This window comes from Chelatococcus albus (genome assembly GCF_030067675.1).
Classification (GTDB): Bacteria; Pseudomonadota; Alphaproteobacteria; order Rhizobiales; family Beijerinckiaceae; genus Chelatococcus_A; species Chelatococcus_A albus.
The window spans coordinates 63718-89042 of record NZ_JASJEV010000009.1 but is presented as its reverse complement, the minus strand read 5'-3'; the positions used below and the strand labels follow the sequence as shown (position 1 = coordinate 89042).

Genomic DNA, 25325 nt, shown 5'->3' with positions numbered 1-25325 from the left:
CTCAGGCCTCCGACAGGCGCACGCGCGGGTCGATCGCGGCGTAGATGAGATCGACGACGAGGTTGATCACCACGAAGATCACCACCGTCATCATGAGGTAGGCGACGATCACCGGCCGGTCGAGGCGCGAGATCGAGTCGATCAGGAGCTTGCCCATGCCCGGATAGGCGAAGACCGTCTCGGTCACCACGGCGAAGGCGATCATCGAGCCGAGCTCGAGGCCGAGCACCGTCACCACGGGAATGAGGATGTTCTTGAGCACGTGCACGCCGATGACGCGCGCCTGGCTCAGGCCCTTGGCGCGGGCGAAGCGCACGTAGTCCTGCAGCATGACCTCGCGCGCGCCGGCACGGGTGAGGCGGATGACGAGCGCCATCTTGTAGAGGGCGAGGTTCAACGCCGGCAAGAGCAGGTGCTGCAAGCCGTCGACGGTGAGAAAGCTGACCGGCAGGCCGAGGATCTCCACCGTCTGGCCGCGGCCGCCGGCCGGCAGCCAGCCGAGGACGACCGAGAAGAGGAGCACGAGCATCAGGCCCTGCCAGAAGTTCGGCAGGCTGAAGCCGAGGATGGAGCCGGCCATGACCGAATGGCCGCCGAGGGAGTTCGGCTTCAGGCCGGCGTAGAGGCCGAGCGGAATGCCGACGCCCACCGCAATGACGAGCGCCGTCATGGCGAGCTCGAAGGTGGCGGGCAGGCGCTTGAGGATGAGCTGCACCGCCGGCTCGTTGTAGACGAAGGAGCGCCCGAGGTCGCCGTGCAGTGCGTTCCAGACGAAGAGGCCATATTGCTCGTAGAGCGGCCGGTCGAGGCCGAGGCGGCGGGTGATGGCCTCGATCTCCTGCTGGTCGGCCTGCGGGCTCGCCAGGATGTCGACCGGGTTGCCCACGGCATAGACGGCGACGAAGACGAGCGTCGCCATCACGGCGATGACAAGCGCGGACTGGCCGAGGCGCCGGATGATGTAGACGAGCATGACGCGTGCTTTCCGATGACGGCACGGGCGAGCGGCGCTCGCCAGTGCCTCTTGCGACTACCGTCGACTGTTGGGCCTTCAGGTTGCGGTCTTGCGCCGATCGCTCGGCCCGGTCGCGGGCGCGATGCGCGGCACCGGTCTTTCCCCGCGTGCGGGGCGCGCGCCGGGCGGAAGCCCGCCAGAGCGGAGGCGCTGCCTGGGCCGGACGCCCGCTCCCCGCTCTTCGGCCGGCGGGGAGGGGAGCCGGCCCATCCCACGAGCCTCGGCCCCGGGTCACTGCGGCGCGACGCCGCTGCCTGCGGGGCTTCGACGCGTGAAGGGACGACGCGGGTGCGGCCTTGCGGGAGCGGGTTCCGCAAGACCGCACCGCGATCCTCAGCCGCTCATTTCGACGACTTGACCTCGGTCGCCATCGTGTACTGGTCGACGCGCGGCGCATAGATGAGGCCCTTCTTGAAGGCCCACGGCGTCACCTCGAAGTGCAGCGGAATGATGCCCGCGTCCTTCTCGAGCACGTCGGAGGCCTTGTGCAGGAGCGCCTCGCGCTTCTTGTCGTCGATGGTGCTCTTGGCCTCGGTGACGAGGGCATCGAGCTCCTTGTTGGAGTAGCGGCCGTAGTTGGTGTTGCCGGCCCCGGTCTCCTTGTTGGGTGTCATGACGAGCGCCGTGAGGGGGTTCGACATCTCGCCCGAATCGGCGCCCCAGCCAGCGAGATAGGCCGAGAACTCGTGCTTGTTGCGCTTGCCGAAGAAGGTCGAGGCCGTCATCGAATCGACGGTCGTCTTGACGCCGATGCGCGTGAACATCTGGGCCACCGCCTGCGCCACCTTCTCGTCGTTGATGTAGCGGTCGTTCGGGCTGCCGAGCACGAGCTCGAAGCCGTTCGGGTAGCCCGCCTCGGCGAGGAGCTTCTTGGCGCCGTCCGGGTCGAAGGCCACGGGCTTGGCATCCTTGCGCGTGCCGAAGAGCGGATGGGGCAGAAGCTCGCCCGCCGGCTGGGCGACGCGGCCCATGATGCGCTCGACGATGGCCTCGCGGTTGATCGACTTCGACAGGGCGAGGCGGACGCGCGGGTCCTTGAAGGGGTTCTTCTCCGCTCCCTTCACCCCCGGCGTCGGCTCGGCGAAGCTGTCGAGATGGATGTAGATGACGCGGTTCGACAGGCCCATGGCCACCGTGAAGCCGCTCTCCTTGATCTTGGCGAAGTCCTGGATCGGCGGGTTCTCGATCAGGTCGACGTCACCGGCGAGGAGGGCGGCGACGCGCGGGCCGGCGCTGGTGATCGGGCGCATGGTCACCCGCTTCCACTCGGGCTTCGTGCCCCAGTAGTCCTCGTTGCGCTCGAGCACGACATGGGTGCCGCGGGTATATTCGACGAGCCTGTAGGCGCCCGTGCCGATGGCCTTTTCGGGGCTGTTGAAGTCGGAGGACTTCGGCACGGTGCCGAGGTTCTCGCAAGCCGTCTTGCCCCACTTGACGTTCTCGCCGCCGAAGACCTTGGCGGAGAGGATGCCGATCGTCGTCATGTTCGTCGGCAGCAGGGGCTGCGGCGTCGTGGTCTTGATGCGGACCGTCAGGGGATCGGGCGTCTCCACCGTCTCGAAGCCACGGGTGAAGACCGTGAAGGACGAGGGCGAGTTCTCGACGGTGGGCACGCGGCAGAGCGTGTAGACGAAGTCTGTCGCCGTGAAGGGCGTGCCGTTCGAGAACTTGACGTTCGGCCGGAGCTTGAACTCCCAGGTCGTGTCGTCAACGGCCTTCCACGATTCGGCGAGGGCAGGCACGAGCTTCTGGTTCTGGTCGGTGGTGACCAGGCCCTCGAAGATGTGCCGGCGCAGCGCGTTGTTCTGGCCAACGTTGTGGAAATGCGGGTCGATCGAGGTCGCCTCCGAGGCGACGCCGATCTTCAGCTCCTGCGCGGAGGCCGCGCCTGCCGCGAGCGGCAGCAGCGCCAGCGCCACGGTGCCCAGTTTCTTCATCCCATTCCCCTTCAGACGTTCTTGCGTGGAGCGGAGCTGGCCCGATCGCGTGCATCGGCCCCCTGCCGCTCCCTCTCGACTGATCGGAGCCGGTGTCGAGGCCGGAAACGCTTCCACCTCGGCCAATCCTGCCCCGGCGCCGGGATGCAAAGCACCGCGCCCGGCGCAGGTCACCACTGTGCGTCGGGCGCGGCACTTCGCTTGATCGGCTGGGGCACAACGCTATTATGCCGATTGATCATTGTCACGATCCAACAACATAACCTCACGACATACCGCTATGCTCGATCCGGATAGTCTGGGTCAGGCGCGCTCGACCCGGCCGAGCCTGCGTGAACTCGAAGTCCTCCATGCCGTCGTGCTGACGCGCAAGACGACTGCCGCGGCCCAGCGGCTAGGCGTGTCGCAGCCGGCCGTGTCGCGCACCATTGCCTCGCTCGAGGCGAGACTCGGCCGCATCCTGTTCGAGCGCGACGGCGGGCGCCTGGTGCCGACCGCCGATGCCCTGTCGCTCGATGCGGAGGCAGCGCCCATCCTCGCCGCGATCGCGCGGCTCGAGAACTGGCCGCATGCGCCGCACGCCGGCGGCCTCCTGCGGGTCTCGGCGGCGCCCACCATCGCCCACAGCTTTCTCGCGCCCTTCATCGCGCGCTTTGCGGCGCTCGAGCCCGAGACGCGCGTGCTCATGGAGATCGGGCGTGGCGCGGACGTCGTGGCGGCGGTGGCCGACGGCAGCGTCGACCTCGGCATCGGCCTCGTCGAATCCTCCTTTGCCCATGCGGGCGTGCGCCCGGACGTCTTCTGCGTGTCGATCGCCCATTGCGCCCTGTGGGCCGGGCATCCGCTAGCCGAGCGGGCGTTGATCCGGCCCGCCGACCTCGCCGGGGAGCCGATGATCGCGGTGACGCGGCGCTTCTCCTCGCGCGCCCAGCTCGACCGCGCCTTCGCCGATGCCGGCATCGAGCCGCGCATCGTCGCCGAGGCGACGACCTCCACCTTCGTGGCCGAGCTGGTGCGCGCCCGCGTCGGCCTCACCATCATCAATCCCTTCCCGCTCGCCCTGGTCGAGGAGGGCGACCTAGTCTTCCGGCCGTTCGACCCGGCCATCGCCTACGAGACGGCGTTCTTCCTGCCGTCGACGGGCGCGAGCCTGCCGGCCGCCCGGCGCTTCGCCGACCTCATCCGCGCAGAACAGCCGGACAACCCCTACGTCACGGTGATCCGCTGACGGTCCCTCCGGAGCCTTGCATGACCACTGCCGCCATCACGGACATCCTGTCCGCGCTCGTGTCGTTCGACACGACGAGCCGCAATTCCAATCTCGCCCTCATTGCCTGGATGGAGCAGTACCTCGCCCGTCACGGCGTGGCGTCGGAGCGGATCTACGATTCGACCGGAAGCAAGGCGAACCTCTGGGCGACGATCGGCCCCGCGGACGTGCCGGGCTACGTCCTGTCGGGCCATACCGACGTCGTGCCCGTCGACGGGCAGGAGTGGACGAACGATCCCTTCACGCTCACCGAGCGCGACGGGCGCCTCTACGGTCGCGGCGCCTGCGACATGAAGGGTTTCCTCGCCGTCTGCCTCGCCATGGTGCCGCAGATGCGGGCGGGCGGGCTCGCGGCGCCCATCCACCTCGCCTTCTCCTACGACGAGGAGGTGGGCTGCGTCGGCGTGCGGGGCCTCCTCGAGAGGCTCTCCCGTCAGCCGGTGAAGCCGCGCGCCGCCTTCATCGGCGAGCCCACCTCCATGCAGGTCGTGCTCGGCCACAAGGGCAAGCGCAGCGTCAAGGTGCACGTGCGCGGGCGCGGTTGCCATTCCTCGCTCGCGCCGCAGGGCGTCAACGCGGTTGAGTGGGGCGCCCGCCTCGTCGCCAGGATCCGCGACATCGCCGATGAGTTCGCCGCGGGCGGCGCGCGCGACGCACTCTACGACGTGCCCTTCACCACGGCCCACGTCGGCGTGCTCACCGGGGGCACCGCACTCAACATCGTGGCCGACTCCTGCGAGATCCTGTTCGAGGTGCGCTCGGTCGGGGCGGACGATCCTGATGCGATCGTCAACCGCATCATCGCCCATGCCCGCGAGGAGCTCGAGCCACGCATGCGAGCGGTTGCCCCGGAGGCGGGCTTCGACTTCGATGTCTATGCCGGCTTTCCCGGTCTCGATACGGCACCGGACGCCGAGGTGACGACGCTTGCCAAGGCGCTCGCCGGCCGCAACGACCACGCCAAGGTGGCCTACGGCACGGAGGCCGGGCTTTTCGACGCCATGGCCGGCATCCCCTCGATCATCGTCGGTCCCGGCTCGATCGGGGAAGCGCACAAGCCGGACGAGTTCATCGAGGTTGCGGAGCTCGAGCGCTGCGCCGCCTTCGTCGGGCGGCTCATCGAGCACTGCCGGGCGCGCTGACCGCGCGGAATACGGTGCCCGGAGCCCGCGCAGGCAGGCTCCGGGGCAAGGGTCACTTCATGGTGCAGTCCTTGGCGTAGACGTCGCCGTAGTCCTTGAACACGGTCTTGACCGGCGCCGTCTCGAACTTGCCGTCGGCGCGCTTCTCCACCTTCACCAGATAGAAATCCTGTTTCGGGAACTGGTTGCTGTTGAAGGCGAACTTGCCGCGCACCGAGGCGAATTTCGCGGTCTTCAGCGCCTCGCCGAGCCTGGCCTTGTCCTTCAGGTCGCCGCCGGTCGCCTTGATCGCCGCATCGATGAGGAGGGCGGCGTCGTAGCTGTTGGCGGCGTACATGGCCGGCACGTAGCCGTATTCCTTCTCGAAGGCGCCGACGAAGGCCTTGCTTTGGGCATTGTCGAGACCGGGCGCCCATTGAGCGCCGGAGAAGAGGCCCACGGCCGCATCCTGTGTCGCCGGCAGCGTCGTCTCGTCCACGGTGAAGGCGGAGAGGAAGGGCACGTTGCCGGCAAGCCCCGCCTGCTTGTACTGCTTGACGAGATTGACGCCCATGCCGCCGGGCATGAAGGCGAAGACGGCGTCAGGCTTGGCCGCGGCGATCTTGGCGAGTTCGGCCGAGAAGTCGAGCTGGTTGAGGGGCGTATAGACCTCGTCCACCACCTCGCCCTTGAAGTAGCGCTTGAAACCGGCGAGCGAATCCTTGCCGGCCTGATAGTTCGGCGCGAGCAGGAAGACGCGCTTGTAGCCCTGGTCCTGCGCGTGCTGGCCGAGAACTTCGTGGTTCTGGTCGTTCTGGTAGGCGGTCGAGAAGAAATAGGGGCTGCAGGCCTTGCCGGCGGCGGGTGAGGGGCCGGCGTTGGTGCCGATGAAGAAGGTCTGGGACTCGACCACCGGCTTGTGCACGGCCATGAGCACGTTGGAGAAGACGACGCCGACCACGAAGTCGACCTTGTCGCGCTCGATGAGGCCCTTGACCTTGTTGACGGCCACGTCCGGCTTCAGCTCGTCGTCGACCACGACGACCTCCGCCTCGAGCCCGCCGAGCTTGCCCCCGAGCGACTTCACGCCCAGGGCGAAGCCGTCGCGCAGGTGCTGGCCGAGCACGGCGGAGGGACCCGACAGGGTCGAGACGACCCCGATCTTCACCTTGCCCGGCGTCTGGGCCACGGCGAGCCCCGTGCTGGCGAGAAGCGCGGCAGTGAGGCCGGCGCCGAAGAGACCGGCGGTCTTGATACCAGCGGACTTGGCGCCAGCGGACTTGGCGCCAGCGGACTTGGCGAGACGTGTCATCGAGGCTCCTCCCTGGAGGCGCGGACCGGCTGAAATCTTGTTGCGCCGAAACCCGCACCCGAATGGCGAAAATAATTTAGGCTTGAAATATCTCGGTTGTGAAGGCCCTCGCCGGGCGGTGCGGGGGGATCGGCCTCCCATGGCATCCGCTGAGCCCTCCCCGTTATCCCGGGGCCGAGCGGCGCGAGGGGCCCGGGACCCGGAACCGATGCGGGTGATCGGGAAGGCGCGGCGCCCGCCGCGCCCCTCAGGCGCCGGAGAGATCGGCGAGCCGCCGCGTCATTGCCGAGGCCGGATCGGCCAGGGCGGCGATGACCGTGAAGTGATTGGCGCCGGGAACCGCCTCCCAGCGCGCCGCGGTGCCTGCGGCGCCCCAGGTCTCGGCGATGGTGCGGCTCTGGCGCAGATATTCGCCGCTCTCGGCGCCGCCGACGACGGCATCGAGCGTGCGCCCGGCGGGCGCCGGCCAGAGGAGGGGGCTCCATCGCCGCGCCTCGGCCTCGTCCATGCCGAGCGCGCTGTTGATGCTCGTGCCGAGGAGCGGCGGAAGGTCGAAGAGGCCGGAGATCGCGTAGGCGGCCGTGACGGTTCCCGCCGGCAGATCAGGTGCGATCGCGGGCCAGTCGGTCGCCAGCATGCAGGCGGCGAGGTGCCCGCCGGCGGAATGGCCGGCGACGACGAGGGGGCGCTGCAGCCGGCGCCGGAGGAAGGCGCAGGCCGCGCGCATCTCGGCCACGATGTCGCCGATGCGCACCTGCGGGCAGAGGTCGTAGCTCGGCACGGCGACCGGGATGCCGTACGCGACGAGGCCCTGCGCCATGTGGCTGAAGAAGGAGCGGTCGAGCGCCTGCCAGTAGCCCCCGTGGATGAACACCACGACGGCGCGGCCCCTGTCCCCGGCCGGCAGGAAGAGGTCGAGCCGGCAGCGCTCGCCCGCGCCGTAGGCGAGACCGAGCTCGGCCGTCGCGCCGGCGCGGAAGGCGGCGGCATCGCGCGCCCAGCCCTCGATGATGCCGGGATGCTCCGGCACACGGGCGCGGTTGTTGTACTCGGCCTCGTAGTCGATCGCGCTCATCGCCTCCTCCTTGGCCTCCTCCTCCTCGGCCGCCCCGTCGCGAGTCGTCAGGGGGCGGGCGCGCGGCCGCGCCCGACGCCGACATAGGTGAAGCCGCGCTTCGTCATGTCCTCGGGCCGGTAGATATTGCGCAGGTCGACGACCACGGGTGTCTTCAGGAGGCGCTTGACGCGGTCGAGGTCGAGGGCGCGGAAGGCGTCCCACTCGGTGACGATGACGAGGGCGTCGGCGCCCTCGACGCAGGCATAGGCGTCGGTGCAGTAGGTCACGCCGTCGAGCAGCGTCTTCGCCTGCGTCATGCCCTCGGGGTCGTAGGCCTTGACGCTGGCGCCGACGTCCTGCAGCGCCGTGATGATGGAGAGCGAGGGCGCCTCGCGCATGTCGTCGGTGTTGGGCTTGAAGGTGAGGCCGAGCACCGCCACCGTCTTGCCGCGCACAGTGCCGCCGCAGGCGGCGATGACCTTGCGCGCCATGGCGCGCTTGCGCTGGTCGTTGACCGCCGCCACAGTCTCGACGATGCGCACGGGCGTGCCGGCGTCCTGCGCCGTCTTGATCAGCGCCAGCGTGTCCTTGGGGAAGCAGGAGCCGCCGAAGCCCGGCCCAGCGTGCAGGAACTTCGCGCCAATGCGGTTGTCGAGGCCGATGCCGCGGGCCACCTCCTGCACGTCGGCGCCCACCTGCTCACACAGGTCGGCAATCTCGTTGATGAACGTGATCTTCGTGGCGAGGAAGGCGTTGCCGGCATATTTGATCACCTCGGCCGTGCGCCGGCCGGTGAAGAGGAGCGGCGCCTGGTTGAGGTAAAGCGGCCGGTAGATCTCGGCCATCACCTCGCGGGCGCGCGGGTCGTCCGTGCCGATGACGATGCGGTCGGGGCGCTTGAAGTCGGAAATGGCGGCGCCCTCGCGCAGGAACTCCGGGTTGGAGACCACGGCGAAATTGGCGCCGGGCCGGGTCTCGCGCAGGATGCGCTCGACCTCGTCGCCTGTGCCGACCGGCACCGTCGACTTGGTGACGACGACCGTGTAGCCGTCCATCACGGCGGCGATCTCGCGCGCCGCCTGGTAGACGTAGGAGAGGTCGGCGTGGCCGTCGCCGCGGCGCGACGGCGTGCCCACGGCGATGAACACGGCGTCCGCTCCCCGCACCGCCTCCGTGAGGTCGGTGGCGAAGGTGAGCCGCCCCTCGCGCATGTTCTTGGCGACGAGCTCGGACAGGCCGGGCTCGTAGATCGGGATCTCGCCGCGCTCGAGGGCGGCGATCTTGGCCGGGTCCTTGTCGATGCAGGCCACCACATGGCCGAAATCGGCGAAACAGGCTCCGGAGACGAGGCCGACGTAGCCCGAGCCGATCATCGCGACGCGCATGGGGGATTCCGTTCGAGGACGACGAGAAGGCCCATGGCTTTAGCCGCCGGAGGAGGCGCGGGCAAGGCGGGGCCTGTTCCGCAAGGGAGGACTGCGACGGCCCGCCGAGCGGCGGGGACGGCACGAGGCAGGCTCCGCCAGCGCCTTCGTCTCCGCCGCCTGTTTGGCGCGGAGGGCTCGCGGCGGGGCGGGCGCCGGCTGTCCGGCGGTGCCGCATGCGGGCATGCATGAGAGGGGCCGGGGGTGCGGCTCCCGCCCGCGGTGCTTGAGGCTTGCTCCGTGAACGCTCTGGCGGGCGGGGTGCGTTCACCCCCCCGTCCGTCCGGCCACCGCTCCCGCTGTCGTCAAGCGGTCGCACTCCTGCCGACCCCGCCCCGGGATACCTGAGGATGGTTTTCGCGCGAACCTCTTCCCGTCACCCCGGAAGCCCCGTGAGCGGCTGTCCGGGGCCCAGAAACGATCCCGGCGGAGAATGAGCGCGGCGGATGTCGTGCCTTGCCGACGCGCGGCATCGGTTGAACTGCCGTCCGGGCCCGGGCCGCGGGCGCCCCGGGATGGCAGCGCCCTGCGCCCGTGCCGCGACGATTGCGGGACAGGCGGCACGGACAAGGCGACGCAGGGGCGAGCTGGCCTTTGACAGGCGCGGCGGCAAGCGGCACAAGCCCGCCGCACGGCAATGCCGATCGAGGGTGGCGATGGACGATCCGGTTCTGGTGGAAGTGACGCGCGGAGCGCTGGTGGAATCGCGCCATCGGGGCACGGTTGCGGTCGTCGATGCAGACGGCGGGCTCGTGCTCGCCCTCGGCGACGTGGAGCAGCGCGTGTTCCCGCGCTCCGCCGTCAAGGCGATCCAGGCCCTGCCGCTCGTCGAGACGGGCGCGGCGGATCGCTATGGCATCACCGAGGAGGAGATCGCGCTCGCCTGCGCCTCGCATTCGGGCGAGCCGCGCCATGCCGAGACGGCAGCCCGCATGCTGACGAAGCTCGGCCGCGACTTCGCCTGTCTCGAATGCGGGGCGCACTGGCCCATGGGGGCGGAGGCGAGCCAGGCGCTCGCCCGCAGCGGCGCGACGCCGACGGCCCTGCATAACAACTGTTCGGGCAAGCACGCCGGCTTCATCTGCGTCGCCTGCGCGCTCGACGTCGATCCCTCGGGCTACGTGGAGCCCGCCCACGCCGTGCAGCGCGAGGTGCGTGCGGCCATGGAGGCGCTGACCGGAGCCGCCCACGGCGAGGACGTGCGCGGCACGGACGGCTGCTCGATCCCGACCTATGCCGTGCCGCTCCGGGCGCTGGCGCTCGCCTTCGCCCGCTTCGGCAGCGGACGAGGGCTCGCTCCCGCGCGGGCCGCGGCTGCTGCACGCATCCGTGCTGCGGTGGCGGCGCATCCCTTCATGGTCGCCGGCACCGGCCGCTTCGACACCCTGCTCATGGAGGCGCTCGGCACGCGTGCCTTCGTCAAGGTGGGGGCGGAAGGCGTCTACTGCGCCTCCCTGCCCGAGCTCGGCCTTGGGATCGCGCTCAAATGCGACGACGGGGCGGGCCGCGCGGCGGAGGTCGTGATGGCGGCGCTGACGGCGCGCTTCCTGCCGCTGTCCGGCGAGGAGGGAGCGGTTGTCGAGAGCCTCGCCCGCCCGCAGTTGAACAATTGGAACGGGCGGCATGTCGGCGGCCTGCGCCCTGCGGCGGCCCTCGGCTGAGCGGATTCGCGCGCCCGATCGTGATTTGCCCTTCCGCGTGTTGCGGTATCCCATTGATGCGAGGCGATCTCGATTGGGGGTGCACATGCGGCACGGAACGACGCTCGTCTTGACCTTCATGCTCTTCGCGGCGGCTCCCTCTGCCGCCGAAGCCTACGGGGCGTTGGCCGTCGACTATGCGCAAGGTACGCGCTTCGGCTTCTCCCGCAATCAGCCGACGGAACAGAAGGCTCGGGAGGTGGCGCTCGGCGGTTGCGGGGCCGGATGCACCGTGATCGTGACGTTCCGCAAGAGCTGCGCGGCTTATGCCGCCGATCAGACGACGGGTAGCCCGGCCGAGGCGCTCGTGAAGGGGCCCGCCGCCGCGGCCGTGCGGGACCAGGCGCTGAGCGACTGCCGCAAACGCGGCGGCCGGCAGTGCAGCCTTCGGGTCTGGGGCTGCGACTGAGGAATGTGCCGCGCGCCGCGCCGGCGGCGGGGCGGGAGTCCTACAGCCCCAGGAGGCGCGCAATTTCGTCGGCGGCGAGCGTCGGCGCCAGGCGACCGGCGGCGACCTCTGCCTCGAGCGCCGGCACGCGGGCACGCACGCCCGGGTCCGAGCGCAGCCGCGCGTGCAGGCGATCCTCCACCATGGCCCACATCCACTTGACCTCCTGCGCGCGGCGCTTGGCGGCGAGCTCGCCGGTGGCGGTCAGGCGCTTGCGATGGCTCTCGACCTGCTCCCACAAGAGGTCGAGCCCTTCGTTGGCGAGGCCCGAGACGGTGATCACCGGCGGCGTCCAGGAGGCGGAGGCCGGCGTGAGGATATGGAGGGCCGCCTTGTAGTCGGCGGCTGCCGCCCGGGCGCGGGCGGCGCCCTCGCCGTCGGCCTTGTTGACGGCGATCAGATCCGCGAGCTCGAGGATGCCCTTCTTGATGCCCTGCAGTTCGTCGCCGGCACCCGGCAGCATGAGCACGAGGAAGAAATCGGTGAGGTCGGCGACCGCCGTCTCCGACTGGCCGACGCCGACTGTCTCGACGAGGATGACGTCGAAGCCGGCCGCCTCGCACAGGAGCATGGTCTCGCGCGTCTTGGCGGCGACGCCGCCGAGCGTGCCCGACGACGGCGAGGGGCGGATGAAGGCGTTCGGGTCGGCCGCGAGGCGGGCCATGCGCGTCTTGTCGCCGAGGATCGAACCGCCCGAGCGCGTCGAGGAGGGGTCGACGGCGAGCACGGCGACCTTGTGGCCGCGCGCGGTCAGGTTGGAGCCGAGCGTGTCGATGGTCGTCGACTTGCCGACGCCCGGCACGCCCGTGATGCCGACCCGGGCGGCTCCGCCCGTGAACGGCAGGACCTGCTGCAGGAGGGCCCGCGCCTTGGCCTTGTGGTCCGCGCGCTTCGACTCGACGAGGGTGATGGCGCGTGCGAGCGCCGCCCGGTCTCCGGCCCGCAGGCGCTCGGCCATGGCCTCGACGTCGGGCAGGGGTGCAGCGGGAATCGCGTGGGCTCGGGTCGTCATGACAGGGGCACTTAGAGCATTCTTCGACAACGTGGGGAACGGGTGGCGAAAGGCCAAGGGCCCGCGCACCCGCAGCCTCCACCGCCCCGGGCCGATTGACGCGCCGCGGCGGAGTGGCCAAGGTTCCTGCCCGGGTCCGTAGCTGAGCGGTGAGGGCATGAGGCGAATGGTGCTGCGTCCGATGGCTCTGATCGCCGGCCTTGCGGCGCTCGCCCTGGCCGGATGTGCCGGCGGGCCGCCGGAAACCGGGGCGCTCGTGCCGCTGTCCGCCGCGGCGCCGACCAACGCCGGCAGGCCCGTGCCGATCCTCGTCGCCACCACCCGCCAGGAAACGGCCGCGGCCGACAAGCCGGGCGAGATGTTCTCGGGCGAGCGCGCGCAGAAGCTCGGCTTCGCCGCGGTCACCGTGGCGATCCCGCCGACGCACAAACCCGGCAAGATCGAGTGGCCGCAGGTCGCGCCGGGCGATCCGGCCAGGAACTTCGTGACGCTCGAGCGCAACTATCTGACAGAAGGCGGGTTCAAGGCAGCCCTGCACCGCAGCGCATCCTCCCGCGCGGTGGGAGCGCGCGACGTCCTGCTCTTCATTCACGGCTACAACAACCGCTTCGACGAGGCGGTCTACCGCTATGCCCAGATCGTCCATGATTCGGGCTTCGCGGGCACGCCGGTGCTCTTCACCTGGGCGTCGCGCGGCAGCCTGCTCGGCTACGGTTACGACGAGGATTCCGCCACCGCCGCGCGCGACCGGCTGGAAGAGACGCTGCGCATCCTCGCCGCCGACCCGGCCGTGGCGCGCATCAACGTGCTTGCCCATTCCATGGGCAACTGGGTGACGCTCGAGGCCCTCAGGCAGGCCAAGATCGCTGGCCACCCGACCTTCAACGGCAAGCTCGGCGACGTCATCATGGCCGCGCCGGATGTCGACGTGGACGTGTTCAAGTCGCAGATGCGCCGTCTCGGCAAGCCGGCGAAGCCCTTCTACCTGATGATCTCGAAGGACGACCGGGCGCTTGCCATGTCGAGCCGGCTGCGCGCCGGCAAGACGCGGCTCGGCGAGTACGACGACAGCGCCACCCTGTCGGAGCTCGGCATCATCGCCTTCGACCTGACGAAGGTCGATTCGAGTGACCCGACCGGCCACGGCAAGTTCGCCCAGGCGCCGCAGATCGTGCAGCTCATCGGCGCGCGCCTCAACGCGGGCGACCAGCTCAACGACAAGGGCCCGACGCTCGGCGACCGCTTGATCACGCTCGGCTCGAGCTTCGGCGGCACGGTGATGAACGCCGCCGATCTCGTCATCAGCGCGCCGGGGGACGTGCTCGGCGGCGTCGGTGGGGCCCTCAAGTAGGCGGGCGCGGACGGCCTCACCTTTGCCCAGATCTTGAGGGCGTTAGGAAGCCTTCACCACCGCCTGCTAGGCGGGCCTTCTCGCCAAGACTGCCGCCATGCCATTCGATCGCGCTCACACACGCCGTGCCGCCCTTCGTCTGCTTGCCCTCAACGGCGGCGCCCTCCTGCTCGCCGGCTGCGGCGGCGGGTCCGCGGCGACGGGCGGTCTCGGCCGCGCCGTCGGCGGCGAGGCGGACCCGTCGATCCTCGCCGTGACCACGCGCAAGCCCGTGCGCGGGGCCGAGGAGCGGCCGTGGTTCGGCAACGAGCGCAGCGGCGCCACGCGTGCCGTGCGCGTGCGCTTCGACCCGCCGCCGCGTTCGCTCGTCGGGCGGGCCGCCGCCTCGGTCACGGGACGGTGGAGCGTCAAGCGCCTGGAAACGCTCGGCGACACCGATCCGGTCGCCGCCATCTCCTCGCTGGTCGCGGGCGGCGATGTCCTCATCTACGTGCATGGCTACAACCAGACCTTCGAGACCGCCGTCACCGACGGCGCGGACCTCGCCGACGCCATCGGCTTCCGTGGCACGACGATCGCCTTCTCCTGGCCGTCCAAGGAGGGGCTGCTCGACTACGGCTACGACCGGGAGAGCGCGCTGTGGTCGCGCGACGCCTTCCAGGACCTCATCGAGGCGCTGGTGCGCAATGCCATGGTCGGGCGCGTGCACATCGTGGCCCACAGCATGGGCACGCTGCTCACGCTCGAGACGCTCCGCCAGCTCTGGTCGGCGAGCGGCAGCGCCGATGTCGCCGCGCGGTTCGGCGCCATCGTCCTCGCCGCGCCGGACATCGATGTCGATCTGTTCGCCGCGAGCCTGCAGCGCATCGGGCCGCTCGTGAAGCACCTGACGGTGATCAGCGCCACGAACGACCGCGCGCTCGCCGTCTCGCGCCAGCTCGCCGGGGGCGTCACGCGCACGGGCGCCGCCGACCGCGCCACGCTCGAGGCGCTCGGCGTCAAGGTGGCGGATGCCTCCGACTACGGCTGGGGCATCCTGCGCCACGACCTCTTCCTGTCGAACAGGGACGTGCGCGGCGTCATCAAGCGGGCCATCGAGCTCGGCGGCTGAAACGGGCTTCCGGCGTCTCCCGGGGTCGACACTCCCGCCGCACGCGCGGCGGGCCTGGGGCTCGCGAACAGGCCTCCGTGACACAGGTATTCGAGCGTCGTCCCCACGCATATTGACCTAAATCAAGTGCCTTATTTTACCGTTTCGAATTTGTGAGATCGTAACCTTGAGTTAAGTCCGCGTTCCTAGTTTTGCCCCGAATATGGGCAGGGGCAGAGCAAAAAATGCGCATCAAGGAGAAGTTGTTCTCGATCGTCGGCATCATGGGGTTTTCTGTGCTCATGGTCGTCACGGCATCAATTTACAGCATCGTCCAGTATGGTACCCGCATGGACGAAGCAGATCGCTTGGCGCGATCGACCCTCTACGCCGAACGTCTGAACCGCCTCGTGACAGGGGCCGTCATGGATTCGCGCGGCATCTACGCGGCGCCGTCGAAAGAGGCTGCGAAAGTCTTCGGCGAGCGGCTGCAACGCTACCTGAACGAGATGGATGAGCTTCTCGTCATCTGGCGGCCGCTCATCTCACCCGGTCGCCGCGCCGAGTTCGAGGAGATCCACCGCCTCGCCGGCGCCTTCAAGGAGGCGCGGCTGGAGCTCGTCCGGCTCGGCACGCAGGTGGGCCCGGCCGCCGCCAACGAGAAGGGCAACAACGAGGCCAACCGGGCGAACCGCAAGGCCTTTCAGGAGAAGATCGAGGCCTTCGAGGCTGTGACCCAGGCCGAGTTCGCGACCCTGCAGGCGGAGGCAAACCGCTTCAAGCCGCTGATGATGACGCTCGTCATCGGCGCGGCGATCGTCGGCACGCTGATCGGCTTCGCCATCGCAGGATGGGTCGGGACGCGCTTCCTGAGCCGCCCCCTGCAGCAGGCCTCGGAGGCACTGAAGCGCATGGCGGCGGGCGACCTCGACATCGCCATCGTCAACCGGCGCTCGGGCGACGAGATCGAGGACATCTGGCACGCCACGTCCGAGCTGCGCGACGCGCTGCGCGAGGCCGAGCGGCTGAAGGCGGAAGAACGCGCCATGGCCGCCGAACGCGTCTCCCGCGCCGAATCGATGGCCGACGTCGTGAGCAAGGTGAGCGGGGTCGTGGAGGCGGCCGCGCGCGGCGACTTCAATGCGCGCGTCGCCGTGGAGGGGATCGAGGTCGATCTCCTGCAGCTCGTCGCCGGCATCAACGAGATCAACGCCGTCGTCGACCGGGCGACGGTGGAGTTCGCCGACGTGCTGGCGGCGATCGCCCGCGGCGACCTGACCCGTACGATCACAACCAACTACTCCGGCCGCTTCGGCGAGCTGCGCGATGCCATCAACGACACCATCCAGCGCCTTTCGGTGACCGTCGACACGATCAAGCAGACGACGGCGGAGGTGTCGGCCGCCGCCAGCGAGATCAAGACGGGTGCGGGCGACCTCTCGCAGCGCACCGAGGGCCAGGCCTCCTCCCTGGAGGAGACGGCGGCGACGACCGAGGAGCTGACCGCTTCGGTGAAGGCGAGCGCCCAGTCGTCGCGGCAGGCGGTCGATCTTGCCCACGGTGCCCAGCAGGTCGCGGAAGAGGGCGGCGAGATCGTCCAGCACGCCATCGACGCGATGGGGCGGATCGAGCAGGCTTCGCGCAAGATCTCGGAGATCATCACGGTCATCGACGGCATCGCCTTCCAAACGAACCTGCTGGCGCTCAACGCAGCGGTCGAGGCGGCGCGCGCCGGCGAGCAGGGCAAGGGCTTCGCCGTGGTGGCGGCGGAGGTGCGCACGCTCGCCCAGCGCTCCGGTGACGCCGCCAAGGAGATCACGGATCTCATCAACTCCAGCACCGCCGAGGTGGCGGAGGGGGTGCGGCTCGTGCATGCGGCGGGCGACGTGCTCGCCAAGATCGTCGAGGCGGCGGGCAAGGTTTCCCAGACCGTGACCGAGATCTCGTCGGCCACAGGCGAGCAGGCGAACGGCATCGAGGAAATGAGCCAGGCGGTCGCCCATATGGACGAGATGACGCAGCAGAACGCCGCTCTCGCCGAGGAGAGCGCCGCCGCCGCGGCCATGCTCGCGAGCCAGATCGAGCGCCTCAACGAGCTCGTTGCGGCCTTCCGCACGCGGCGCGGCGCGGCGCCCGCGGCCGCAGCACCGGGCAAGGCGGGCGCGAGGCCGGCTGCAAAGGCTGGGGCCAAGACCGCCGACCGCACGGACTGGTGGAGCACCGCCGCCTGAGGCGGCCCGCGCCCCCGGCGCGACATCGTCGGACGAAGGCAGCGCCGCCGCTCTCGCAGGGGAGCGGCGGCGTTTCCATGCGCGGCTCCGGGGGGGACGTTTGGGCCGCCCGCGGCGGCGTCATCGCGGTTTCGCCATATCCTGCACTCAAACCGATACCGCCTCGCCGGTGCGGCCGGCTGTTCCCTTGTCTCGTCGATCGCCGACAGGGGAGTGCCGGGCCGTGAAGAAGAGAATCTTCGGCGCGTTGCTCGCCGGCTGTGCCGTCGTCCTCCCCCTCGCCTTGCCGGTAGCCGCGCAGCAGGTCGAGACACCCGCCGTGCTCTATGGGCAGCTTCTCGAAGACGTGCAGATGAAGCGCATCTTCCCCGACGGGAAGCCCTTCGTCGACGCCGTGCCGAAGGCCCCCCGGCGATCATCGTCGACCGCTACAACGAGGAGCGGAGCCGGCCGGGCTTCGACCTTGCCGCCTCGTCGCCCGCCATTTCACCACGCGGCGCACCGCCGAGAGCGACTACCGCTCCGACCCCGGCCGCGACGTCTGCAGCCATATCGACGCGCTGCGGCCGGTCCTCGAGCGCAAGCCGGACGATGCCGAGCCGCTGTCGTCGCTCCTGCCCCTGCCGGGGCCCTATATCGTCCCGGGCGGGCGCTTCCGCGAGATCTACCATTGGGATTCCTACTTCACCATGCTGGGCCGCGAGGAGAGCGGGCGCCACGAGCTGGCGCCGAGCATGGTCGAGAATTTCGCGACCCTCATCACGCGCTACGGCCATGTGCCCAACGGCATCCGCAGCTGCTATCTGAGCCGCTCGCAGCCACCCTTCTTCGCCGCCATGGTGGAACTCGTCGCAGGCGACCACAGCGACCGCGCGGCGACACTCGCCACCTGCCTGCCGGCACTTGCACGCGAATATGCCTTCTGGATGGAGGGGGCGGACACGGGCCAGCAGCGGGATGCGCCGAACGGCTGGGCGCCGCTGCAGTGGATCGCCGTGAAGGGCCTGCGCGACTACGGCGAGGAGGATCTCGCCCGGGTGATCGCGCAGCGCTTCGCGACCAGGGTCGTCGTCGCCTTTCGCGCCACCGGCAAGCTCATGGAGAAATACAACGTCGTGGACGACAAGCTCGCCACCGGCGGCGGGGAATATCCGACGCCGGACGGCTTCGGCTGGACCAACGGGGTCTTGCGCAAGCTCCTCGCGCTCTACCCGGACGCCGTTACCCCGCGCGAGGCGGTCGCCGGCCGCGTCGGGCGCGCCGCGAACGACAACCTTCCGGCCGGACGGGTCGGGCAGCCGACGGCACGCTAGGAGAGCCGCCGCGCGGGCCCACTATTCCGCCGCCGCCTTGGGGCCGTAGCCGAGGCGGGCGCTGAGGTCCTGCAGCAGCTTCTCGGCCGCCTCGGCGATGACCGTGCCGGGCGGGAAGATGGCCGAGGCGCCGGCGGCGTGGAGCGCCTCGAAGTCCTGCGGCGGCACGACGCCTCCGACGACGATCATGATGTCGGGCCGGCCCTGCTTCTCGAGCTCCGCCTTGAGCTCGGGCACGAGGGTCAGGTGGCCGGCGGCGAGCGAGGAGACGCCGACGATGTGCACGTCGTTCTCCACCGCCTGGCGCGCGGCTTCCGCCGGCGTGGCGAAGAGGGGGCCGATGTCGACGTCGAAACCGAGGTCGGCGAAGGCCGAGGCGATCACCTTCTGGCCGCGGTCGTGCCCGTCCTGCCCCATCTTGGCGACGAGGATGCGCGGCCGCCGGCCGTCGTCGTGCTCGAAGGCCTCGACCAGGGCGAGCACGCGCTCCACCGCATCGCTCATCTGCCCCACCTCCCGCTTGTAGACGCCCGAGATGGCCTTGATCTCGGCGCGGTGACGGCCCCAGACCTTCTCGAGCGCGCCCGAGATCTCGCCAACGGTCGCCTTGGCGCGGGCGGCGTCGACAGCGAGGGCGAGGAGGTTGCCCTTGCCCTTGCCTGCAGCCTCCGTCAGCGCCGCCAGCGCCGTCTCGACGGCTGTGCCGTCGCGCTCGGCCTTCAGGCGCTTCAGCTTCTCGATCTGGGCCGCGCGCACGGCGGAATTGTCCACCTTCAGCACGTCTATGGGCGGCTCGTTCTCAGGGCGGAACTTGTTGACGCCGATGACCGACTGCTGGCCGGAATCGATGCGCGCCTGCGTCTTGGCGGCGGCCTCCTCGATCCTGAGCTTGGGGATGCCGGCCTCGATGGCCTTGGCCATGCCGCCGAGCTTCTCCACCTCCTCGATATGGGCCCAGGCCCGGGCGGCGAGCTCGGCGGTGAGCTTCTCGACGTAGTAGGATCCGCCCCAGGGGTCGATGATGCGGGTCGTGCCGCTCTCGTGCTGCAGGAAGAGCTGCGTGTTGCGGGCGATGCGGGCGGAGAAGTCGGTCGGCAGCGCCAGCGCCTCGTCGAGGGCGTTGGTGTGGAGCGACTGGGTGTGCCCCTGCGTCGCCGCCATGGCCTCGATGCAGGTGCGCGTGACGTTGTTGAACACGTCCTGCGCCGTGAGCGACCAGCCCGAGGTCTGGCAGTGTGTGCGCAGGGGCAGGGACTTGTCGCTCTTCGGGTTGAAGCCCTTGACGAGCTTCGCCCACAGGAGGCGCGCGGCTCGCAGCTTCGCCACCTCCATGAAGAAGTTCATGCCGATGGCCCAGAAGAAGGAGAGGCGCGGCGCGAACTGGTCGATGGTGAGCCCGGCTGAAAGGCCGGCACGGATGTATTCCACGCCGTCGGCGAGCGTGTATGCGAGCTCGAGGTCCTGCGTCGCGCCCGCCTCCTGCATGTGGTAGCCGGAGATCGAGATCGAGTTGAACTTCGGCATATGCGCCGAGGTATAGGCGAAGATGTCGGAGATGATCCGCATCGAGCCCTTGGGCGGATAGATATAGGTGTTCCGCACCATGAACTCTTTGAGGATGTCGTTCTGGATCGTGCCGGAGAGCTTTTCCGGCGGCACGCCCTGCTCCTCGGCGGCGACGATGTAGAGCGCCAGCACCGGCAGGACGGCGCCGTTCATGGTCATCGACACGCTCATCTGGTCGAGGGGGATGCCCGCGAAGAGCGTGCGCATGTCGTAGATGGAATCGATCGCCACCCCCGCCATGCCGACGTCGCCGGCGACGCGGGGGTGATCGCTGTCGTAGCCGCGGTGGGTGGCGAGATCGAAGGCGACGGAGAGGCCCTTCTGCCCGGCGGCGAGGTTGCGCCGGTAGAAGGCGTTGGAATCCTCGGCCGTCGAGAAGCCGGCATATTGCCGGATCGTCCACGGCTGGTTGACGTACATCGTCGGATAGGGCCCGCGCAGATAGGGCGGCAGGCCGGGCAAGGTGTCGAGGAAATCGAGGCCGTCCCGGTCGCGGGCATCGTAGAGCGGCTTGACCGCGATGCCCTCGGGCGTCACCCACGGCTCGGCGCCGGCGATTGCTGTGGTCGGTCCTGCGCTGGCCTGGCCCGTGGCAAAGTCCACGGTCGAGAAATCCGGGATACGGCTCATGGGGTTGCGCGCGCTCGCGGTTCGACGATCCGATAACGCGCGAAATGTAAGCCCTCGGGCGGGGCGCCGCCATCGTCTATTCGGCCGATCGCCGACCGGGGCTTTGCGCACGGCCCCCCGCACGACGAAGGGGCCGGCATGGCCGGCCCCCGGGAGCTGCCGATCGACCGGACGGGGGCGCTCAGGCGGCCTGCTTGTGCGCCGTCCAGCGGCCCGAGCAGCCGAGGAGGCCGAGGCGCCAGGATCCGGCCCCCGACGTGCGCTGCAGCTTGCCCGTGGCGTTGACCTTGGCAAGGCCCTTGACGATGCCGAGGTCGACCGCGCCGTCCGCGGCCACCTGGCCCGAGACGGCCGGCGGTTTGGCGCCGGGCTCGGGGATATAGCGCACCTGACCGTCGTCGATGGCGATCGCATAGCGGTAGGATGCGTCGCAGATCCCCGAGTCCGTGACCATCTGCACCGACCAGCGCCCGTCGAAGCTGGAAGACGCCTGCGCGCCGGCCGGGGTTCCCGTCGCGCCTGCGGCGCCAATGCCGAGCGCCAGCGCCGTCACGATCACAATCCTCATGCGTCTCTCTCGTTTGCATGGGACCGGGGCACGCCCCCCCCCCGCGACGAAGGTCGCAATCCTCCGCCTGATCCGCCCGGTCATGCCAATTTCCACGTCGGAGAGTGCCAAAACGGCACAAATCTTCCGATGCAAGACGGCCTATTTGCCTATTGCATGCGCGATGACAAATGAAAATTTCTCAATACGTAGAATGATACCGGGAACAGCGATTGGCATGACGCTGATGCGGTTCACATATAGGCTCGTCGTGTGGCAGCAATATGCTGAAAAGCTTGTGAAACCGATATCGGCATGCGGCATATTGGCATCGCGGGGACAGGCGGCCGTTCAGTGGGTGTGGTGGCTGGCCTCGCGGCCCGGCTCCGCGGACGGCGGACGCCCCTCGGTCCGGCGTCCTATCCCGTCGCCGCTTCGCGCTGCGCCGTCTCGAGGATGCCCAGGAGATCGCAGCCGACGAAGATGAAACGGCCCACTCCGCTCGCCTTCAACGCCTCCTCGAGCTCGCCGGGGCGGCCGGCGAGATAGAGGACGGGGGCGGGCACGAGCGAGCGCAGCCGTTCGGCGGCGGCGACCGCCTCGGCGGCATAGATCTCGTCCGAGGAGCACAGGCAGGCGATGCGGGCACCGGACGCGGCGCAGGCTTTGGCCAGGGCGTCGAGGGACGAGAAGCCGTCGTTGGTCACGGCCTCGATGCCGCCGGCCTCGAAGAAGTTCTTGGCGAAGGTCGCGCGGGCCGTGAAGGCGGCGATCGGCCCGAGATTGGCGAGGAATACCCTTGGGCGTGCGCCGGTGGCGGCAAGATGCGCATCGGAGGCGTCGCGCAGGCGTTCGAACGGCTCGGCCGCGCGGAGAGAGGGGAGGGGATCGACGGTGAAGCCCCCGGCAATGGGCGCACCGGCCGCGATGTCGGCAAGGCTCGCACCCTCGCGGGCGGCGTCAAGGATGGCGGCGAAGGCCGCGCCGCTGCCCTCGGCCGGCAGGGCGAGCGGCTTGCCCGCAGGCGGCGGGGGCGGCGTCGCGGGCTGCAGCACGGTCACGGGCGCTTCCCTGATGTCCGGGAACTCGCTCGTACCCGTGATCGGGTCCTTGCGACGGGCGACCGCGGCCTCGCGCTCGGCCCGCACCTTCGCGATCCTGTCCTGCACGAGGCCCGCCCGCAGGGCCTCGACCATGCCGCCGGCCCCCTCGATCGCCTGGAACAGGGCCCAGGCGCGGTGCGCGAGCTCGTCCGTCAGCGCCTCGATCCCGCCGGCGCCGGCGGCGGGATCCGCCACGCGCCACAGGTTCGATTCCTCGATCAGGATGAGCTGCGTATTGCGCGCGATGCGGCGCGCGAAGGCGTCGGGCAGGCCGAGCGCGGCAGTGAAGGGCGTCACGGTCACGCTGTCGGCGCCGCCGAGCCCGGCGGAGAAGACGGCGACCGTCGCGCGCAGCATGTTGACCCAGGGGTCGCGCTTCGTCGTTGTGCGCCAGGCCGTCTCGGCGTGCAGGCGGATGGGTCTGGGCGCAAGGCCGCAGGCCTCCTCGACCCGGGCCCAGAGGCGCCGCAGGGCGCGGAACTTGGCGATGGTCAGGAACTCGTCCGCATCGGCGACGAGGAGGAAGGCGATGGCGTCGCGCGCCGCCGCGAGCCCGTGGCCGTGCGCCTCGAGCGCCCGGAGATAGGCGAGCGCGGTCGCGAGCACGGCGGCAAGCTCCTGCGCCTCCGAGGCGCCGGCCTCGTGATAGGGCCGCCCGTCGGCGAGGAAGGCGCGGCCGCCAAAGCCGCGCGCGGCAAGGGCGGCGAGCGTGTCGGCCGAGCGGCGGGCGACCGTGCCCCAGTCCGCCGACATCCGCCCCCCGGCGGCGAGCGCGCCGATCGGATCGAGGCCGAGATCGACGTCGAGCCGCGCGAGGTCGTGCCCCCGCCGCTCGCACAGGGCGAGGAAGAGGGCCGCCGCGCCGCGGCCCATGCCGCCGGCGTCGAGGCGGGTGTGGACGAGATCGAGCATGGCCCCGGCGAGCGCGCGCTCGAGATCCGCCGCTGTCCGCGCCGCGAGGCCGAAGCCGCGCGCAGCGGGTGCGCCGGCGAAGACGAGGGCGAGCCCGCTCGCCCCACCCTCGAGGTCGGCGAGGGCGAGCGCATTGGCCTCGCCCGGGTCGGGATGGTCGAGGCGCTGCACGACGCTCCAGGGCGCGATGCCGGCCGCCGCGCCAAGGGCACGCGGCCGTGCGCCCTCGGCCTTGGCGTAGAGCGGCTCGATGCGGATGCCGTCATAGGTGCGCGAGACGAGTTTCCTGTCGAAGTCGGCGCCTTTCAGCACCTTCTCGACGAGCGCCATCCACTGGTCGCGTGTGGCTTGAGGGAATTCGGCGGCGAGCGGCAGATCCGTCATGGCAGGCGATGACCCTCGGCGTTCCTCACGGCGTCTTCTTGCGCCGCACCATGCCACGCGGGACGCGGCACAGCCACCATCTCTTCGTTGGACGAATGCCCAACCCGCCGTGCGCGAACGACCGCACCCCGGGGCGGCGGCCCGCGGGCCCCATCTGGCGCCGTTCAGACGGCGGGCGCCCAGTCCAGCCGCTCGACGCCCGCGGTGCCGAGGGCGGCGAGCGCGTCCGCCACGCGCACGCCGGCGACGACACGCTCGGGGCCGAGGTCGGCGAGGGGCGCGAGCACGAAGGCACGCTCCAGCATGTGCGGGTGGGGCAGGTGCAGTCCCGGCTCGTCGATGCTCAGGTCGCCGTAGGTGAGAATGTCGATATCGAGGACGCGCGGGCCCCAGCGCTCCCGCCGCACGCGACCGGTCTTCTGCTCGATGGCGAGGGCGGCAGCGAGGAGGTCGCGGGGCGTGAGCGTCGTCGCAACCGCCACGCACATGTTGACGAAGAACGGCTGGTCCGTGACGCCCCACGGCGCGGTCTTGTAATAGGCGGAGCGGCGCGTCACCGAGACGCCGGGCGTGGCGTGCAGGGCGGCGACGGCGCAATCGAGCTGGAAGCGCAGGTCGCCCATGTTGGAGCCGAGCCCCAGGACGGCCTCCACGGCGACGGTCTCCGCAGCGCTGGGATCAGTCACGGGCAGGCCTCTCGCGGGATCGTTCGATGGTGATCGCCACCGTGCGGAAGACGGCGTTGATGGGAGCGTTCGGCTTCTCCACCGTCACCTCGACGCTGGCGACGATGGGGAAGCGGCCGAGGATCGCCTCCGCCACGGCGCCGGCGGCAGCCTCGATGAGGTTGTAGTGCCGCTCGGAGAAGGCGGCGACGGCAACGTCCACCATGGTGGCGTAGCAGACGGAATCGGCGAGGCGGTCCGAGCGCATGGCGGCGGCGAGGTCGAGCTTCGCCGTCAGGTCGAGGACGAAACGCTGTCCGAGGCTGCGTTCCTCGGCCATGATGCCGTGGTTGGCGCGCACGGTCAGGCCGTGGACGGTGATGCGATCGCTCATGATCGGGCGTTCCCTATGGCCGCGGCGACAGCGAAGGCCTGCACGTGGGCGGCGACGTCGTGCACGCGGATGATCTCGCATCCCGCCGCGACGGCGGCGAGATGGGTGGCGAGGGTGCCCGGCAGCCGCTCCTCCGGCGTCGAGGGCACGACGGCGTTGATGAAGGATTTTCGCGAGGCGCCGACGAGGATCGGCTGGTGAAAGCGTGCGCGCAGCTCGGCGAGATGAGCGATGACGACGAGGTTCTGTCGCGGCGTCTTGCCGAAGCCGATGCCCGGATCGAGCACGAGGCTCGCCTCGCCGATGCCGGCCCTCGCGGCGATCGCCAGGGTGCGCTCGAAGAAGGCGACCATGTCGGCGAGGATGTCGATGTCGGCGTCGACCGTGGCGCGGTTGTGCATGGCGATGACGGCGGCGCCGTGGTCGGCCGCCACGCGCGCCATGTCCGGGTCGCCCTGCAGGCCCTGGATGTCATTGACGATCACCGCACCCCGGGCAAGGGCGGCGGCGGCGGTGCTCGCCTTGTAGGTATCGACCGAGATCGGCAGGGCAAGCTGCGCCCTGATGCCCTCGAGCACGGGCAGGAGGCGCGCCTGCTCCTCCTCGGCGGAGACCGGCGCGTGGCCGGGGCGCGTCGATTCCGCGCCGATGTCGATGACATGCGCGCCTTCGGCGGCAAGCGCCGCCGCGCGCGCGACGGCCGCCTCCACAGAAGCGGCGCGACTGCCACCGAAGAAGGAATCAGGCGTGACGTTGACGATGCCCATCACGCAGGTGGGTGAGAGCGCCAGCGAGCCGTCCCGCCAGTAGAGTCTCGGCATGTTCATCGCCGCGTCGCGTGCC

Annotated in this window: 20 protein-coding genes; 8 read left to right on the top strand and 12 right to left on the bottom strand. The window is 70.2% G+C overall.

Features of this window, described 5'->3' with window-relative positions:
- Position 1: 1 nt before the first annotated feature.
- Positions 2–973 carry an ABC transporter permease gene (locus QNA08_RS14455; protein ID WP_283741436.1) on the bottom strand — a complete coding sequence of 324 codons (972 nt, stop codon included), beginning with the start codon at positions 971–973 and terminating at the stop codon, positions 2–4.
- 383 nt (positions 974–1356) lie between these two features.
- On the bottom strand, positions 1357–2952 hold the full coding sequence (locus tag QNA08_RS14450) for an ABC transporter substrate-binding protein (protein ID WP_283741435.1): 1596 nt from the start codon (positions 2950–2952) through the stop codon (positions 1357–1359).
- Between the two features lie 280 nt (positions 2953–3232).
- Between QNA08_RS14450 and QNA08_RS14445 the strand changes: the two genes are divergently transcribed.
- A complete protein-coding gene (locus tag QNA08_RS14445) occupies positions 3233–4180 on the top strand; it encodes a LysR substrate-binding domain-containing protein (protein WP_283741434.1) in 948 nt (315 codons plus the stop codon).
- Positions 4181–4200: 20 nt separating this feature from the next.
- Positions 4201–5364 carry an acetylornithine deacetylase gene (gene argE, locus QNA08_RS14440; protein ID WP_283741433.1) on the top strand — a complete coding sequence of 388 codons (1164 nt, stop codon included), beginning with the start codon at positions 4201–4203 and terminating at the stop codon, positions 5362–5364.
- Between the two features lie 52 nt (positions 5365–5416).
- Here the strand turns inward: argE and QNA08_RS14435 are convergent, their stop codons facing one another.
- From QNA08_RS14435 to QNA08_RS14425, 3 genes are all read right to left on the bottom strand, one after another.
- Positions 5417–6655, bottom strand: coding sequence for an ABC transporter substrate-binding protein (locus QNA08_RS14435; RefSeq protein ID WP_283741432.1), 1239 nt, complete (start codon positions 6653–6655; stop codon positions 5417–5419).
- A 247-nt stretch (positions 6656–6902) separates the two neighbouring features.
- On the bottom strand, positions 6903–7730 hold the full coding sequence (locus tag QNA08_RS14430) for an alpha/beta hydrolase (RefSeq protein ID WP_283741431.1): 828 nt from the start codon (positions 7728–7730) through the stop codon (positions 6903–6905).
- A 47-nt stretch (positions 7731–7777) separates the two neighbouring features.
- Entirely contained in the window at positions 7778–9097 is a 1320-nt protein-coding gene (locus tag QNA08_RS14425) for a UDP-glucose dehydrogenase family protein (RefSeq protein ID WP_283741430.1), read from the bottom strand.
- 695 nt (positions 9098–9792) lie between these two features.
- Here QNA08_RS14425 and QNA08_RS14420 point away from each other — a divergent pair.
- Both QNA08_RS14420 and QNA08_RS14415 read left to right on the top strand, forming a co-directional pair.
- Positions 9793–10797 (top strand): asparaginase, encoded by a 1005-nt coding sequence (locus QNA08_RS14420; RefSeq protein ID WP_283741429.1) that lies wholly within the window; start codon positions 9793–9795, stop codon positions 10795–10797.
- A complete protein-coding gene (locus QNA08_RS14415; protein ID WP_283741428.1) occupies positions 10760–11245 on the top strand; it encodes a DUF4189 domain-containing protein in 486 nt (161 codons plus the stop codon). The genes QNA08_RS14420 and QNA08_RS14415 overlap by 38 nt, the downstream gene beginning before the upstream one ends.
- Before the next feature lie 40 nt (positions 11246–11285).
- Here QNA08_RS14415 and meaB read toward each other — a convergent pair whose 3' ends face one another.
- Entirely contained in the window at positions 11286–12296 is a 1011-nt protein-coding gene (gene meaB, locus QNA08_RS14410; protein ID WP_283741427.1) for a methylmalonyl Co-A mutase-associated GTPase MeaB, read from the bottom strand.
- Positions 12297–12477: 181 nt separating this feature from the next.
- Here meaB and QNA08_RS14405 point away from each other — a divergent pair, with 181 nt between their 5' ends.
- The 4 genes from QNA08_RS14405 to QNA08_RS14390 all read left to right on the top strand — a co-directional run bounded on the left by QNA08_RS14405 (position 12478) and on the right by QNA08_RS14390 (position 18281).
- Positions 12478–13647: an alpha/beta hydrolase gene (locus tag QNA08_RS14405; protein WP_283741426.1), complete on the top strand. Its 1170-nt coding sequence runs from the start codon at positions 12478–12480 to the stop codon at positions 13645–13647.
- Between the two features lie 97 nt (positions 13648–13744).
- Positions 13745–14758 (top strand): alpha/beta hydrolase, encoded by a 1014-nt coding sequence (locus QNA08_RS14400; protein WP_283741425.1) that lies wholly within the window; start codon positions 13745–13747, stop codon positions 14756–14758.
- Positions 14759–14982: 224 nt separating this feature from the next.
- A complete protein-coding gene (locus QNA08_RS14395; RefSeq protein ID WP_283741424.1) occupies positions 14983–16968 on the top strand; it encodes a methyl-accepting chemotaxis protein in 1986 nt (661 codons plus the stop codon).
- Between the two features lie 551 nt (positions 16969–17519).
- Positions 17520–18281: a trehalase family glycosidase gene (locus QNA08_RS14390; protein WP_340322210.1), complete on the top strand. Its 762-nt coding sequence runs from the start codon at positions 17520–17522 to the stop codon at positions 18279–18281.
- Between the two features lie 21 nt (positions 18282–18302).
- Here QNA08_RS14390 and scpA read toward each other — a convergent pair whose 3' ends face one another.
- From scpA to folP, 6 genes are all read right to left on the bottom strand, one after another.
- The gene (gene scpA / locus QNA08_RS14385; RefSeq protein WP_283741423.1) at positions 18303–20477 is read right to left on the bottom strand and encodes a methylmalonyl-CoA mutase; all 2175 of its coding nucleotides are present in this window, start codon (positions 20475–20477) and stop codon (positions 18303–18305) included.
- Positions 20478–20658: 181 nt separating this feature from the next.
- Positions 20659–21045, bottom strand: coding sequence for a DUF3237 domain-containing protein (locus QNA08_RS14380; RefSeq protein ID WP_283741422.1), 387 nt, complete (start codon positions 21043–21045; stop codon positions 20659–20661).
- Between the two features lie 398 nt (positions 21046–21443).
- Positions 21444–23423 carry a methylmalonyl-CoA mutase subunit beta gene (locus tag QNA08_RS14375; protein WP_283741421.1) on the bottom strand — a complete coding sequence of 660 codons (1980 nt, stop codon included), beginning with the start codon at positions 23421–23423 and terminating at the stop codon, positions 21444–21446.
- A gap of 164 nt (positions 23424–23587) precedes the next feature.
- Positions 23588–24109: a 2-amino-4-hydroxy-6-hydroxymethyldihydropteridine diphosphokinase gene (gene folK, locus QNA08_RS14370; protein WP_283741420.1), complete on the bottom strand. Its 522-nt coding sequence runs from the start codon at positions 24107–24109 to the stop codon at positions 23588–23590.
- Positions 24102–24482 (bottom strand): dihydroneopterin aldolase, encoded by a 381-nt coding sequence (gene folB, locus QNA08_RS14365; RefSeq protein ID WP_283741419.1) that lies wholly within the window; start codon positions 24480–24482, stop codon positions 24102–24104. The genes folK and folB overlap by 8 nt, the downstream gene beginning before the upstream one ends.
- Positions 24479–25309, bottom strand: a complete 831-nt coding sequence (gene folP / locus QNA08_RS14360) for a dihydropteroate synthase (RefSeq protein ID WP_283741418.1) — start codon at positions 25307–25309, stop codon at positions 24479–24481. The genes folB and folP overlap by 4 nt, the downstream gene beginning before the upstream one ends.
- Positions 25310–25325: the final 16 nt, after the last annotated feature.

What these genes read in the sequence shown, in the direction of transcription:
- QNA08_RS14455 (WP_283741436.1), bottom strand. Translation starts at nt 973, where the DNA reads ATGCTCGTCTACATCATCCGGCGCCTCGGCCAGTCCGCGCTTGTCATC.
- QNA08_RS14450 (WP_283741435.1), bottom strand. Translation starts at nt 2,952, where the DNA reads ATGAAGAAACTGGGCACCGTGGCGCTGGCGCTGCTGCCGCTCGCGGCA.
- QNA08_RS14445 (WP_283741434.1), top strand. Translation starts at nt 3,233, where the DNA reads ATGCTCGATCCGGATAGTCTGGGTCAGGCGCGCTCGACCCGGCCGAGC.
- argE (WP_283741433.1), top strand. Translation starts at nt 4,201, where the DNA reads ATGACCACTGCCGCCATCACGGACATCCTGTCCGCGCTCGTGTCGTTC.
- QNA08_RS14435 (WP_283741432.1), bottom strand. Translation starts at nt 6,655, where the DNA reads ATGACACGTCTCGCCAAGTCCGCTGGCGCCAAGTCCGCTGGCGCCAAG.
- QNA08_RS14430 (WP_283741431.1), bottom strand. Translation starts at nt 7,730, where the DNA reads ATGAGCGCGATCGACTACGAGGCCGAGTACAACAACCGCGCCCGTGTG.
- QNA08_RS14425 (WP_283741430.1), bottom strand. Translation starts at nt 9,097, where the DNA reads ATGCGCGTCGCGATGATCGGCTCGGGCTACGTCGGCCTCGTCTCCGGA.
- QNA08_RS14420 (WP_283741429.1), top strand. Translation starts at nt 9,793, where the DNA reads ATGGACGATCCGGTTCTGGTGGAAGTGACGCGCGGAGCGCTGGTGGAA.
- QNA08_RS14415 (WP_283741428.1), top strand. Translation starts at nt 10,760, where the DNA reads ATGTCGGCGGCCTGCGCCCTGCGGCGGCCCTCGGCTGAGCGGATTCGC.
- meaB (WP_283741427.1), bottom strand. Translation starts at nt 12,296, where the DNA reads ATGACGACCCGAGCCCACGCGATTCCCGCTGCACCCCTGCCCGACGTC.
- QNA08_RS14405 (WP_283741426.1), top strand. Translation starts at nt 12,478, where the DNA reads ATGGCTCTGATCGCCGGCCTTGCGGCGCTCGCCCTGGCCGGATGTGCC.
- QNA08_RS14400 (WP_283741425.1), top strand. Translation starts at nt 13,745, where the DNA reads ATGCCATTCGATCGCGCTCACACACGCCGTGCCGCCCTTCGTCTGCTT.
- QNA08_RS14395 (WP_283741424.1), top strand. Translation starts at nt 14,983, where the DNA reads ATGCGCATCAAGGAGAAGTTGTTCTCGATCGTCGGCATCATGGGGTTT.
- scpA (WP_283741423.1), bottom strand. Translation starts at nt 20,477, where the DNA reads ATGAGCCGTATCCCGGATTTCTCGACCGTGGACTTTGCCACGGGCCAG.
- QNA08_RS14380 (WP_283741422.1), bottom strand. Translation starts at nt 21,045, where the DNA reads ATGAGGATTGTGATCGTGACGGCGCTGGCGCTCGGCATTGGCGCCGCA.
- QNA08_RS14375 (WP_283741421.1), bottom strand. Translation starts at nt 23,423, where the DNA reads ATGACGGATCTGCCGCTCGCCGCCGAATTCCCTCAAGCCACACGCGAC.
- folB (WP_283741419.1), bottom strand. Translation starts at nt 24,482, where the DNA reads ATGAGCGATCGCATCACCGTCCACGGCCTGACCGTGCGCGCCAACCAC.
- folP (WP_283741418.1), bottom strand. Translation starts at nt 25,309, where the DNA reads ATGAACATGCCGAGACTCTACTGGCGGGACGGCTCGCTGGCGCTCTCA.